The 13,750-nt window shown below is 40.5% G+C and carries 9 protein-coding genes; 8 read left to right on the top strand and 1 reads right to left on the bottom strand.

Annotated elements, in window-relative coordinates:
* From BW976_RS02555 to BW976_RS02525, 7 genes are read left to right on the top strand one after another with little or no spacing between them, the layout of a single operon-like run.
* Entirely contained in the window at positions 1 to 3,147 is a 3,147-nt protein-coding gene (locus BW976_RS02555; RefSeq protein ID WP_076370055.1) for a SusC/RagA family TonB-linked outer membrane protein, read from the top strand.
* 11 nt (positions 3,148 to 3,158) lie between these two features.
* Positions 3,159 to 4,682: a RagB/SusD family nutrient uptake outer membrane protein gene (locus BW976_RS02550; RefSeq protein WP_076370053.1), complete on the top strand. Its 1,524-nt coding sequence runs from the start codon at positions 3,159 to 3,161 to the stop codon at positions 4,680 to 4,682.
* Between the two features lie 30 nt (positions 4,683 to 4,712).
* Entirely contained in the window at positions 4,713 to 5,435 is a 723-nt protein-coding gene (locus tag BW976_RS02545; protein WP_076370051.1) for a class I SAM-dependent methyltransferase, read from the top strand.
* A gap of 39 nt (positions 5,436 to 5,474) precedes the next feature.
* Entirely contained in the window at positions 5,475 to 7,085 is a 1,611-nt protein-coding gene (locus BW976_RS02540) for a DUF5008 domain-containing protein (RefSeq protein ID WP_076370049.1), read from the top strand.
* 30 nt (positions 7,086 to 7,115) lie between these two features.
* Complete coding sequence (locus tag BW976_RS02535; RefSeq protein ID WP_076370048.1) at positions 7,116 to 8,816, top strand: alkaline phosphatase family protein; 1,701 nt, start codon at positions 7,116 to 7,118, stop codon at positions 8,814 to 8,816.
* A gap of 31 nt (positions 8,817 to 8,847) precedes the next feature.
* Complete coding sequence (locus BW976_RS02530; protein ID WP_175614026.1) at positions 8,848 to 10,281, top strand: PA14 domain-containing protein; 1,434 nt, start codon at positions 8,848 to 8,850, stop codon at positions 10,279 to 10,281.
* Positions 10,282 to 10,317: 36 nt separating this feature from the next.
* Positions 10,318 to 11,130, top strand: a complete 813-nt coding sequence (locus BW976_RS02525) for a PKD domain-containing protein (RefSeq protein WP_175614025.1) — start codon at positions 10,318 to 10,320, stop codon at positions 11,128 to 11,130.
* A 105-nt stretch (positions 11,131 to 11,235) separates the two neighbouring features.
* Here the strand turns inward: BW976_RS02525 and BW976_RS02520 are convergent, their stop codons facing one another.
* Entirely contained in the window at positions 11,236 to 12,417 is a 1,182-nt protein-coding gene (locus BW976_RS02520; protein WP_175614024.1) for a cupin domain-containing protein, read from the bottom strand.
* Positions 12,418 to 12,753: 336 nt separating this feature from the next.
* Here BW976_RS02520 and BW976_RS02515 point away from each other — a divergent pair, with 336 nt between their 5' ends.
* The gene (locus BW976_RS02515) at positions 12,754 to 13,395 is read left to right on the top strand and encodes a FadR/GntR family transcriptional regulator (protein WP_076370040.1); all 642 of its coding nucleotides are present in this window, start codon (positions 12,754 to 12,756) and stop codon (positions 13,393 to 13,395) included.
* Positions 13,396 to 13,750 lie beyond the last annotated feature (355 nt).

The following is a 13,750-nucleotide window of genomic DNA, read 5'->3' as shown; positions in this document are numbered from 1 at the left end:
ATGAGAAAACACATACTATTTTACATAGTGCTTGTTGTTTGCACGATCATCTGCTGCACAGATGTTCATGCGCAAGCGCAAAATGTAACCATCACCGGTACAGTGGTCGAAAAATCAACCAATAAAACTTTACCAGGTGTAAATATATATATGGGAAGTAAGGGTTTAACCCAAACAGATACCAAGGGCAAATTTACTGTTACTGTCCCCGCCGATGCTACACTTACATTTACATTTGTTGGTTTTGTTTCGGAGAAAATAAAGCTTGAACCTGGCAAAAAAAATATAACAGTAACACTTACCGAGGATAAAAAAGGTCTTAATGAGGTAATTATTGTAGCCTACCAGAACAGGAATAAAGAAACAACTCCCGGCGCTTCGGTAACCATAACGGCTAAGGACATTCAGGATGTTCCAACCTCAAACGTCGAAACCCTATTACAGGGTAAAGTTGCGGGGTTAAATGTTCAGAATAATACAGGTGCTCCGGGTTTCAGAGGGTCTGTTCAGGTGCGTGGTTTATCAACTCTGAGTGTAACTGGTAGTGGCAGTGAATCATTTTTACAACCCACATCTCCTTTATACATTATTGACGGGGTGCCTTTGGATGCAGATAAGGCTGCCGAGTTTGGTTTTCAGACACAGGGACCAGGGGTGAGCCCATTATCATTGATACCGGTAGAGGATATTCAAAGTATACAAGTGATGAAAGATGCGCAGGCAACCTCCATGTATGGCTCAAGAGGAGCTTACGGAGTAATCATTATAACCACTAAACGCGGAAACTCAAAAGTTCCAAGGGTACGGTATACCGGGAATTTCTTTGTTAATGCTACCCCAAAGCTACGCGAAACACTTGGTGGCAACGCAGAACGCCAGGCAAAAATTCAACAAATATTATCAAATGCCACAACCATTGATGAGTTGAGAAAGCTTGGCATGACTGGTTTCCTGGCTGATAGTTTGAACGCCTACTGGAACAATTCCACAAACTGGCAATCCATTTTTTACGGTACAACACATAACCAGAGCCATAATGTATCCCTCGATGGCGGAAATGAGCGCTTTAACTATAAAGTGAATATGGGGTATTATTCAGAAAAGGGGGTTATCAAAAACACCGGTTTCGACAGGTATAACATGAATATGAATATGGAGTTTAAGCCAAATGATAAATTCAGGTTTTTCGGTTCGTTATTCGGTTCATTAGGTAGTCAGGCCAAGGGAAATGGCGTTGGTTTACTGCAGCAGGGAGTGGCTCAAAATGGGCAGGCATCTACGTTATTGCCGCCTCCCTCGTTTTATCTTTCGCCCGATGGTGTGACATCGGCTTTACAAACTAAAAACAGTAACAGTACAAGAAATATACGCACCAATATTGATGGCCGATACGAGTTTCTTCCTGGTCTTGCCTTATCGTCAAGTATCAGCTATGATTATACCTCAGATGCCGAATCAACATTTACACCTGCTGCCGCAAATGCCCAATTTGCCCAGATATATGATTTTGAAGGCCGTAATTTCACATTATATAACCGTAATGCCATCACTTATGCAAAAACATTTGGTGCAGATCATACCATATTCATTAACACTTTTAACGAAATATACAAGCAGGGCGGCCAAAGTGGCATCATCAGGCAAACCCGTATCCCGAACGACCAATTAGAAGGCCCAATAGGGTTCGACCCTTATAATTCAAGAGGTGGGGGCGTATTATCAAATTACAAGAATGCTACTATAGCATCATTTGCCGGCTCATTTAATTATGATTATAAAAAGAAATATGTTTTGGAGCTTTCATATCGTTTGGATGGTACATCATCAAATGGTTTAGAGAACCCGTATTCAAAAAATCCCGCCGCTGGTTTCAGATGGAATTATTATAAAGAGAACTGGTTTAAAAACTGGGATTGGCTTACCTCCGGCGGTTTAAGATTAACCTGGGGCCAAAACATTGTGCCAACAGGCAGTTTGCAAAGTATTTATGGGTTGTATAATCTGAATGGTAATTTCAATAATAACCCAACTATAGGGGTTAACTATGAGTTTATACCCAACCCAGCATTAAAACCAACCACTACCACGCAGTACAACCTGGGTTTTGATATGACGCTTTTGCAAGGTAAGGTTGATCTGAGCTTTGATACCTATTATAAAAAGGTAGATAATTTGTTGTTTGATAGATTTTTACCTAATAGTACCGGTTTTCAGAAAAAGACAAGCAATGATGTATCCATAGCTGATTATGGTTATGAGCTCATGGTAACGGTACGGCCGATAACTTCTAAAGATTTTAACTGGACTGTATCTTTTAACGGAGCCATTAATCGCGATTATTTGCTGAAATTACCTGCAGAGTATAACGGGCAATACATCAAATTTGATTATAATAATTATCAGCACATCGTTTTCAGGGTGGGTAAAAACACGCTATCAAACTACCTGCTTATTAATCAAGGCGTTTATTCAACCGATGCAAACGTGCCCGTAGACCCTGTGACGGGTAAAAAGTATCAAACGAACGGTCTGGCCTTTAAAGGCGGCGATCCGATTTTTAAAGATGTTAATGGCGACTATATACTTGATAGCCGTGATTATGAAATAACCGGTAATTCACAACCTTTAATTACGGGTGGTATATCGACAAATATCAACTATAAAAATTTTGGATTAAACATTTACGCCACTTACACAGCCAAGCGCACAATTTTAAATAATGCATTGTCTGATAGGTTGTCCATCATGCGCGATCCCTATGCATTGTTGGCGGTAGTGCCATTGGCCAATCTGGATATATGGCGTAAACCCGGAGATAACTCGGTATATCCTAATCCTTATTCGTTTTCAAGGTTTAACCAGATACAACCTCTCCGTGCCGATCAAACCCTGTGGCAGGAGGATGGATCATATTTAAAGATTAATACCATTACATTCTCATACATGTTTAACCGTCGCTTTACACGACAACTTGGGTTCAACAATGTAAGGGTTTACTTCTCAACCAACAACCTGATTACATTTTCAGGATATAACGGCCCCAACCCCGAGAACGTGACTTCGCTTGGGCGGGATGTGTCAAGCGGATATCCGGTACCGCGTACTTATAATCTAGGTTTAAATATTGAACTCAATACAAGTAAATAAAATTCAAGATTATGAAAAAAAGTGTGATATACATTTTAATAGCGGCAGCAAGCTTGTGTTTACCTTCCTGTAAGAAGTTTTTAAATGTGCAGCCCATTGATAAATTAACGGGAAACAACTTTTACCGCTCAAAAGACGACGTTGTAGCCAATATTTATGACATGTCGAGAACATTCTTCGGCAAGATCAATGAAACACATTTTATTGGCGCTACCGGCGAATACCGCTCTGGCGAAGTGTTGTATGAGGCTCAGTCTGATAACGGGCCTGCACGCGCATTTGTGGAGGTACTTGGCCGGAATGATCTGCTAGGACTTATAAACGGAAATCCGCCATGGAGTTTCTACAATTTTGGTTTAATTACCGATTGGACTGGGTATTATCAGGTAATACAAAGCGCCAATATCCTCATCTCGAAGCTGGAAACCGGTGTGCCTGGTGTAAACGAAACCGAAAAAAAGCAATTTGAAGGTGAAGCGGCCTTTATACGTTCACTTGCTTACTTCTTCATGGTTAGGCTTTATGGTGATGTACCTTATTATACCGATGCTTTTCATTCAACAGCTTTACCGCGCGAAAACATGGTATCTGTTTTAAACAAATGTATTGCCGACCTTAAAAAATACAAAGATGGTATACCATGGAATTATACCGATCCTGCATTAAAAGGTGTGCGGGCAACCAAAGGCAGCATTATAGCGCTCATCATGAACATGAATATGTGGAATGCCGGCTTTGATAAACCAAATGCAAATAAATACTACCAGGAAACGGCCGATCTGGGGCAGGAACTCGTTAAGAGCAATGCTTACAGGTTATTGCCGCTAAGTGACTGGGCAACGGTTATTAAAGGACGATCGGACGAAAGCCTTTTTGAGTTTTACCGCAGTATAAACTATGGCGATCAGAATACCAATGTAGCACCCATAGGTGATATGTTTTTGCATTATCCTTATAAAAGACCCGAATACACTCACAGAGTAAGCTTTGCGTATTACCGGGGCGAATACATGCAGAAGCTGTATTCCGGCACTGCGGATAAGCGTGTTTCCATATGGTTTAATTCAGATATATATGCTGATAACGGAAAATTCATGATGCTCAAATTTGCCCAAAATGCCTTTGCAACCGGCGAAGAAGATGCCAACCCTGATAACACCTTTATGATATTCAGGTATGCAGGTGAAATATTGCTGTGCGCAGAAGCCCTTGCTGAACTGGGACAGGATGACGCCGCGATTGCGATGGCAAACAAAGTTAGAGACAGAGCCGAAGCCGCACGTTATACCGGTGGCGGAGGACAGGATCTTAAGGACTTTATTTTTCTGGAAAGATCGCGAGAACTGGTGGGCGAGGGGCATCATTATTTTGATCTGGTGCGTACCCGCAGGATCATGAACAGCGAGTGGTCGTATGATGTATTAACGTTAGACAAATTTAACCGTGGCGCCTGGACATGGCCGCTCAATAGTAATGCACTTGCCAATAACCCTTTCATGTCATTGAATATGTACTGGGTAAATGGAGGCAATTAACCTATTCCTAAAAGAGTAATAATAAGAAATATGAAGAATATAATTATTGTTTTTGCCGGCTTTTTACTGGTTTTTACCAGCTGCAAACGGGATGAGTATTATAAGGACGGAGGTAAAGCCAAAGCCGATTATCCGGGAGATATGTTGCAGTATCTGCAGGATAAAGCCGTTCCGTTTGATACCATCGCTCAGATAGTAAAATTGGCTGGGATGGAAGATACGTTTCGCAAAACCGATTTTACCTTTTTTGCTCCTGATGACGATGTTATCAAAAGGACTATCGGTAACAACAAAACAGATGGCTCATTAAATAAATTTTTGTTCGATGCCGGACGCGATACCGTGAAAAAGCTTTCGGACATCGACTCTGCGATATGGAAAAAGTATTTACAACGATATATGTTTAAGGGTATCAACAGGCTTAAAGATTACCCGCAGATAGATCTTACACTACAAAACCAATATCCCGGAGCTCTTTATTACTCCTATAGCGGAGATCTAATGAATATTGGGGTAATATATGGCGATGCCAATAACGTAAAATATATTGGCTCCCGTACGCTGGTAATAGGGTTTATAAATGATATAAATAATGCGGAAAATGCGGTTTTTCGCACCCTCATATCTTCCTCAGATATTAAACCTAAAAATGGGGTAGTGCATACCCTGCAATATAACGGAGCATATTTTGGATTTAATCCCAGCGACTTTTACGAAGAGATTTATTTCGCAGGGCTTCATCCATCCAATTAAAATATTATAAATAGTTTTTCAATGGTAATGAATTGAAACATGAGCAAAATTAATTACATCATAACGCTTATCCTGACTGTACTGACCATAGAGGCCTGTAAGAAGGATAAAACAGAGTTTTCGGATCCCTATGGAGATGGAAAACTGCCATTGGGTGTTACGTTGAGTAGAGACGCGGCGCCGGCACCCGCAACGGGTGCGGCGGGTATCGAGGTAACTTTTAAGGCTACCGGGCTCATTCCTTTTAAGGATAAAATAAAGTTTATGTTTAACGGTGAACCAGGCCAGGTTACCGAAGTAACGGAATCAACCATTAAAGTAAAAGTGCCTCCGTTTGGCAGCACGGGTATTACCTCCATTGCTATAGATGACCAGCTAGTGATCGGCCCTATATTTAAGGTGATAGGATTGATTAATATCGATCCTTCATTCAGGGCCACGGCAGGAGCAAATAATTATGTAAATCAGGTATATCCATTAGCAGATGGTCGAAATCTGGTACTTGGTTGGTTTACCAACTATGATAATAAAGGGATCATAACCCCCCTTAACAGGCTTGTAAGAACATCAGCCGATGGAGAGTTTGACCGTACATTCAGGACCGGTAAAGCAGCAAACGGAGGTTTATCCAGAGTTATTGAACTCGGGGGGAAATATATTATTGCCGGAGGCTTTAGTGGTTACAATCAGCGTACTGAAAATATCAGCAATATGACCAGTTTAAATATTGATGGCAGCATTGATACAATCGGTATAAAGACCTATAGAAGACCATCGCAAACCGATACAACCAAGTATTTTCCAAAGTTCAACGGAGGTACCAATGATTTTATAGGCAAGATATATAAGCACCAGAATAAGATACTGGCAACTGGTAACTTCAGATATTATGTACGCCGGGTTTATACTGAGCACAATCATGACTTTACCCGTGATACGGTAATACTGGATAGTACAGAAATACGGCAGGTGATTCGTTTTAATCTTGACGGATCGCTGGATAAAACATATCGTTTTAATGTTTCTACTAACAAAGGTCAGCCTTCGGCAAACGGACCTGTTGATTCTTATATGCATACCGATGCCGATCAATTGGAAAAACTGGTGCTGTTTGGAAGCTTTACCACGTTTGATCAGCAAGCCGCGGGTCGTCTGGTTCGGTTAGGTGCCGATGGTGCAATTGACGCATCGTTTAAAACCGGTGTAGGTACTGATAACAGTATTTCATCCTTGACATACAATGTAATAACTAAAAAATATCTTATAACGGGGATATTCAGAACATATGATGGCAAACCGGCTATTAGCATGGCCTTGCTCAATACTGATGGTACGCTTGATCAAACCTTTACGGCCAAATTATTTGAAGGAGGGTATCCTGGCTTTGCACGCCAGCTTGATGATGGGCTGATTGTAGTTAGCGGCAGCTTTAAAAAATATGATAACGTTACGCGTAACGGTTTTATGGTATTAAGCGCCAAAGGCGAGCTGGCAGCGAATTATAATTCTACTGGGCCATTCTCAGGTACTTTGAATGATATCATACAAACTAAATCGGCCGATGGAAAAAGAGCATTACTGCTGATTGGTGGATTTGACCGCTTTGACAACGTGCAGGTTAGTAACATCATACGCGTAACTATTGAATAAATTTTAAAAGAACTCATAATTTATAAAGAGATGCGGAACAGGAAAATACATAAAGAAATAATTTTTTCGATTATTTGTGCATTGGCTATTGCGGCAATATCATGTAATAAGGATTTTGTACGTACGCTGCCCGATAAAAATTATACAGATACTGCCAAAGCATCATTTGGCCAGCGCAAGGTGCTTTACCTTATTGTTGATGGGGCAAGGGGGGCGTCTGTAAATAGTGCCAATGTGTCTAATATTAAGGCTATGCTGCCGAATTCTATTTACAGTTGGGTTGCGTTGAGTGATCCGGATTCGACCCGAGATGTAAGTAATTGGGCCAATATGCTTACAGGCGTAAAAAAAGAAAAACACAAGGTTTTATCTGATGATCTTACAGGTAACAACCTGGCAACTTATCCCGTATTCTTTGAACGGATAAAAGAAGAAAAACCGAGTGCTAAAATTGTGTCTTTTTCATCATCAGCTATTTTTAAGAACAAGCTGACGCAGAGCGCTGCCATAAATCAATTATTCGATACAGACGAACAGATCAAAACTGCTGTTGTAAATAATCTTAATACCGATACGGCACAATTGATACTGGGGCATTTTAATGATATTGAAGAAGCCGGTATCAAATATGGATATGATAACTCACGGGTTCAGTATAAAGCGGCTATTGAAAAGTTTGATGGCTATGTGGGCGAAATGATTACTGCCCTTAAAAACAGGAAGAATTATGCCAGCGAAGACTGGCTGGTGGTGATAGCCTCAAGTGGCGGCGGTAAGTTTGCTATACCGGCTAATCAGGATGATAATACGGTGTTCAGCAATACAGCCGCAAATACTTTTACTATTTATTACAATCCAAAATACAAACAACGGGTAATAGGCAAGCCATTTACAGGCAACAGGTATCTGGGCCGTACTGTGCGTTTGAAAGATACAGGTGTGAGGGCTCAGATAGATACCGCTGATGTTTTTAACCTCGACGATACCACCAAGTTTACCATTGAGCTAAAGGTTAAGAAAAACGAAGACAAATTCTTTTGGCCAAGTATTCTGGGTAAAAGAAAAGAGTGGTCTGCCGGTCACCCTGGTGTAGGCTGGGTAATTTACCTGGAAGATTCTTACTGGTATTTTGAAATGAGGGGTACTAAAGATAACGATTATCATCAATGCCGGGGTGGTGATCTGCAAAAAGGCAGATGGCAAAACCTTACTGCCAAATGCGAAATACGTGCCGGTAAGCGATATATCAGGACATATACCGATGGCGTTTTCAACAATGAACTGGAGGTAACCTCGTCTGGTAGTTTCCGCAACAATAGTCCACTAAAATTAGGTTTTTTAAATGGTACGGGACACGGTACACCTGATGTGTATGTAAGTGATATTCGGTTCTTTAAAGTTGATGTGCCTGATGCTGTTATTGGTAACTATGCCTGCGAAACATCCATTAGCGAGGGGCATCCTTATTATTCTTTCCTTGCAGCCTATTGGCCGGGTACAGATGGGCAGGGAGATAAGATCAGGGATGTTGGCCCCCAAGCACGCGATTTTCAATTAAAGGGAAGTTATAAATGGGAAGATTTTAATGACCTGATATGTCCGCCGCCGGCAGGAGCGCTTGCTGTATTTGTTCCGCAAACGGCAGATATCCCGGCGCAAATAATAAACTGGTTCAGGATACCAAACAGGCAGGCCTGGGGACTTGATGGCCGCGTTTGGCTTGATCAATAAAATTAACCATGATAAACTAAATTATTTGATGATGAAAAAATATAGGTATGCTTTGCTTATAGGGTTGTTTATCCTGATAGCAGGAGCCTGCAGACAAAATGATTTGAATGATCTGAGTCTGATTAAAAATACAGAAAGGGATATTTCTGGTGCGGGCACCTATACAGGTGGTATAACAACCGATAACGAAACAGTTAAGGTGCCATTTAAAATATCATTGTCCGGGCCGGCAACTAAAGCTTTTCAGGTGGGGATAACGCTTAATAACGATACTGTAAATAAGCTGATAGCCAATGGAATACTAAAAAATGCGATAGTATTACCAGCGGGAACAATTGATTATTCAAGCGTAATTAATGTGTTATTTGGAGCTGATACCGCAACGTCTGTAGCTACTATCAGGTTATCAGCTATTGAGGCCAATTATGGCAAGAATGTAGCTTTTGCATTTAAACTCACTGACCCGGGTAAGGGTAATCAAATTAAAGGAGGGCAATCAAATATCCTGGTGGTACTTGATACCAAAGCCGTTGTTAAGGAGAGCGATATTCATTACCTGTCACTTTTAAATGGTGGCGGTATTATGAATGTTGATTATCAGAAAAACTATACCACATCGCCGGCTGGCATTACAATTCCTCTAACCATAAACCTGGCGGGTGTGCCAGCTGGTGCATTTAATGTTAAAGTGAAATTAAATATGGATACCATTAGTACCCTTGTAAAAAGTAAGGTGCTACCTGATAATACCATAGCCCTCAAGCCAGATCAGTTTACTATTGACACATTGATCAGGGTAAACTCCAATGCGGCTACTGCGCAAATACGTTTATCAATAGGCTGGCCCGTTTTTGATGCGAACATAGCAGCAGGTAAACGCTTCGGCTTTGCGGTGAGTCTGGTCAGTCCTACCAAACATATTTTGCATCCAACAAATAGTAAACTGATTGTTTTAGTGCAACCAGAGGTAAACCTGGATAATAACTCATATATAACTGGTAATGGTACGGGTTTAAAGGCAGAATACTTTTCAAATAATCAACAGCTTGATTTTGATGGCAGAAAACCTGATCTGGTACGAGTAGAATCCACTATTGACTGGCCCAATGATGGGGTTTGGCAGCCTACAATACCAAATATAAGTCATGATAATTGTTCGACCCGGTGGACCGGTGAATTCCTTGCTCCGGTACGAGGGGAATATGTGTTTTGGCAAAACGAGTGGGACGACGGATCAAGATTATTTATTGACGGCAAAGCCATTATCAATGATTTTACTACTGAGTGGGATAAAGACAGCCGTACCGCCAAGATATTCTTAGAGCGCGGAAAACGCTATAAAATAGAAGCGGATCACCGTCAAAATGGGGGTGGAAAGCGTGCGCGACTGACTTTTGAAGTGCCATCAGCCGGAATCAATGGCAGAAGAATAGTACCCCAAAGTCAATTATATCCAGCTCCGTAAACCAATTACGCTAATTGTTAAATGAAAATTAAGGACATGAAAAAGGTATTAGATATTATATCTGTATTTTCAATAGCGGCCATGCTGTTTGTTGGGTGTAAAAAAGATAAACCAGCCCCGCCGCCCACACCTGATGGACCTAAACCAACAGCCGGCTTCACCGTTGCCCGAATAGATAGTGTTGATTTTTTAAGTTATCAGTTCACCAGTACGTCAACCAATTACACTGATATATTGTGGCAGTTTGGGGATGATAGTACGTCGGTAGAAAAGGCACCGAAACACAGGTATGCTTTTGACGGTTTGTATCACGTAGTATTAACCGCCAGAAATTCCCAAGGGTATTCGGCAGCCAGGGAGATCATATTGAATGTGGCCGACCCTAATTTTGACAGAACCAAGGTTGGCGAAAGTTATTTTGCTACGATAGGGGGCACGCTCACTGTATCGCGCGATAATGGCGGCGGCCCTACCTCAAATGAAGGATCACTAAAAGTTGTTGATGGCGATCCAAATACTAAATTTTTCCAGTCGGGTTTTTCGGGCGATCTGGTAATGAAGTTTGAACTGAAATCAGCAGCTGTAGCAGGAGCCTATACCATGACATCGGCAAATGACTCGCCAGATCGTGATCCCAAAAGTTGGGTACTCCAAGGTTCGGAGGATGGTATACGTTGGATAAACTTGCACAGCAAAAACAATGAAGTTTTTGCAAATCGTCTTCAACGGATTATATATCACTTTAATAACAATGTGGCCTATAAATTTTACCGGATAAGTATTAAGGCCAATAATGGTGCCCGTGATTTTCAAATGGCTGAATGGACGGTTAATAAAAAACAACCCTGAAAAGTTAAATATTGTTACTTGTTTAAAAACAAGGTAATTGGGAGAAATTTTTAAAAAAGAGCGGCTATCGGGATGTTTATCCAATAGCCGCTATAGAATTATTGATTAATAAATTCCTGTTTTGTGGTTGATCAAAGAAGCAGCCTGATCAAGGGTCATTCCGAAATGATCAGCAATCAGCTGCGGGGGATTCGAATTCAACCAGTCATTCAGCGATAATTCCTGATAAATAGGTGCGTTAAACAGTACAATTAATTTTAATGTTTCTGTCCCGGTGTTTTCTATATAATGTCCGTAGCCTTGTTTAATAAAGGCAACCATTCCTTTGCTGTAAGGCATAGTTTTTACACGGCCATGCGAACCGAAAATACTTACTTCTCCTTTTCCGCTCATTACATATTGCCATTCATCGGCATTTGGATGCCAGTGCAGTTCACGGATGGCACCCGGTTCAATTTCCATTAACATTGAAGTTAAAGTGCTTTGGATCGGAAATTCAAGTGATGACACCAGTTTTACAGATCCTCCTTTAAATTCTTGATGTATGCCATCTTTAGCCATGCGGAACTTGTGTGACGAGCTGCTGTAGGGAATTGCCGGATTAATATTTTTTGGTCTTGGTTCAATGGCAATTTTTCCAACCCCGATATATAATTCCTTTTTTGGAAGGCTGGCAAAGAAACTGGCAGGCAGTCCTGTGTTACGGGCCATAACGGTTGGCGAAGTATGACTTATCCAGTCGGTTATACTAAAGGTGCCAAATTCAGAAAAATGACCATTATCAAAGCCTAATAGAAAGTGGCATGGTTTATTGCCCAGGCATTGTAGCATATGACCATGGCCTTTTGGGAAATACCAGATATCACCTTTTTCAAAATCATCGGTAGAGGTGGTGCCATCCGGAGTAATTATAGTGGTGCGTACCTGCCCATCTAATATGTAAGCCCACTCGGCCGCAACAGAGTGCCAATGCATTTCACGGAATGCGCCGGGCTGTAAATGCATTGATACGCCTGCAATACTCTGGGAAACCGGAAATTCCTCAACGGTAGCTTCTTTAGCAGAACCTCCATCGCTTTTATAACCAGTACTACCGTTTTCTATATCATAAATAAAATCCTCCAGTTCTTCCTGCTTTTTAGCCAGGTCCTTTTTTGCTAAAGTCGGGGATAGACCCTTTGCTTTTGCAATTCCAGGGGTAAATGAGCTAAGGCTTGTGGCTGCGGCAACCAGACCAAGGGAGGATAGGGATGCTGTTTGTAAAAACTTACGTCTTGAGTTTTCCATGACTTTAATTTTAAAATGTAGAACAAACTTAGATAACATAAATGAGAATTCAAAACAATTCATCATATGTTTAAATAATACATATGATGAATGTTGAATTCTAATATCATTTTAATCTTCTGTCAATTTTGTAGGGGAGATTATATTGTATGATTTACATAACTATCTAATAATTAAAAATTTAAGTATTTTATCTTATTTTAATGTATCGACATTGTGTGTAAAGAAATTGTTTTGGCGATAGAGGTATTTATGAAATAAGCTTAAATGGACTTGTTTTGTATATTAAACATCGTATGTTTGTAATAGCAAGTTGAATTCATTCAGACAGCATATATGAAGCTTTACAACAAAATATTAAGTCAAATAAAAGAGGATATTAATAAGGAAAAGTACAAGCCAGGTGAAAAAATCCCTACTGAGCCGGAGCTGATGAAAATATATAATGTAGGCCGGTCAACCATACGGGAAGCGATTAAAACATTAGCAATATCTGGTATTTTAAACGTGAAGCAAGGTGCTGGAACATTCATTAATGCAAACTTTCAGAACGTAAGTATGGAACAACGTTTACGCCGTGCTGATTTTGATGAAATTAATGATGTGCGGGCGTTGTTGGAAAAAGAAATTGTAAAACGGGCCACACTGAATCATACTGAAGACCAGATTATTAAAATTGAACAAGCACTTCAAAATCGTAAAATTGCCATTCAAGCAGAGAAGCCACAGGAGTGTGTTGACGCCGACATTGAATTTCACATGGCTATAGCCAATGCGGCTGGCAATATTGTTCTTTCAGAGTTATATTATAGTTTTACATTAATTTTACGTAATTTCTTCTCCGCGAGAGATGCACAGGGTATCAGCTATTTTGCCATGAATCATCACCTGCACGAGCAGCTTTATAAAGCAATCAGAAGCAAAAGGATTAACCAGTCACAATCGGTGCTTCAAAAAATCCTGGATAATAACTATTAATGGGTTTAAGATGAGGTACTCCTTTTAGACTATAGATACTATCTTTTTATAAAGATAGAAGATAACTAACTTCGGTTTATGATTTCGCTGCTGTCAACTGGTTTCGTATTTATCATACAAAAATAGCCGGTATTAATACCCGGGTTGATGTCTTAACAGTTATATATCAATGATTCAACCTAATTCAGGAAGGGTTAGGGGGCGTTTCTTCCTTTTTAACAATTGTTATAAAGAGCTAGGATAATTACTATTCTGATCTTCCGCTTCATCGTGGATTTTCAACTAAGAGGTTCAAATTATGCTGAGGATCAGGAGCAAAGTGACTTTAACGATATCGTTAAAGTCACTTTGCATT

It is taken from the genome of Mucilaginibacter lappiensis (assembly GCF_900155965.1).
Classification (GTDB): Bacteria; Bacteroidota; Bacteroidia; order Sphingobacteriales; family Sphingobacteriaceae; genus Mucilaginibacter; species Mucilaginibacter lappiensis.
The sequence above is the reverse complement of the archived record's forward strand: the minus strand, read 5'-3'. Positions and strand labels throughout refer to the sequence as shown.

What these genes read in the sequence shown, in the direction of transcription:
- BW976_RS02555 (WP_076370055.1), top strand. Translation starts at nt 1, where the DNA reads ATGAGAAAACACATACTATTTTACATAGTGCTTGTTGTTTGCACGATC.
- BW976_RS02550 (WP_076370053.1), top strand. Translation starts at nt 3,159, where the DNA reads ATGAAAAAAAGTGTGATATACATTTTAATAGCGGCAGCAAGCTTGTGT.
- BW976_RS02545 (WP_076370051.1), top strand. Translation starts at nt 4,713, where the DNA reads ATGAAGAATATAATTATTGTTTTTGCCGGCTTTTTACTGGTTTTTACC.
- BW976_RS02540 (WP_076370049.1), top strand. Translation starts at nt 5,475, where the DNA reads ATGAGCAAAATTAATTACATCATAACGCTTATCCTGACTGTACTGACC.
- BW976_RS02535 (WP_076370048.1), top strand. Translation starts at nt 7,116, where the DNA reads ATGCGGAACAGGAAAATACATAAAGAAATAATTTTTTCGATTATTTGT.
- BW976_RS02530 (WP_175614026.1), top strand. Translation starts at nt 8,848, where the DNA reads ATGAAAAAATATAGGTATGCTTTGCTTATAGGGTTGTTTATCCTGATA.
- BW976_RS02525 (WP_175614025.1), top strand. Translation starts at nt 10,318, where the DNA reads ATGAAAAAGGTATTAGATATTATATCTGTATTTTCAATAGCGGCCATG.
- BW976_RS02520 (WP_175614024.1), bottom strand. Translation starts at nt 12,417, where the DNA reads ATGGAAAACTCAAGACGTAAGTTTTTACAAACAGCATCCCTATCCTCC.
- BW976_RS02515 (WP_076370040.1), top strand. Translation starts at nt 12,754, where the DNA reads ATGAAGCTTTACAACAAAATATTAAGTCAAATAAAAGAGGATATTAAT.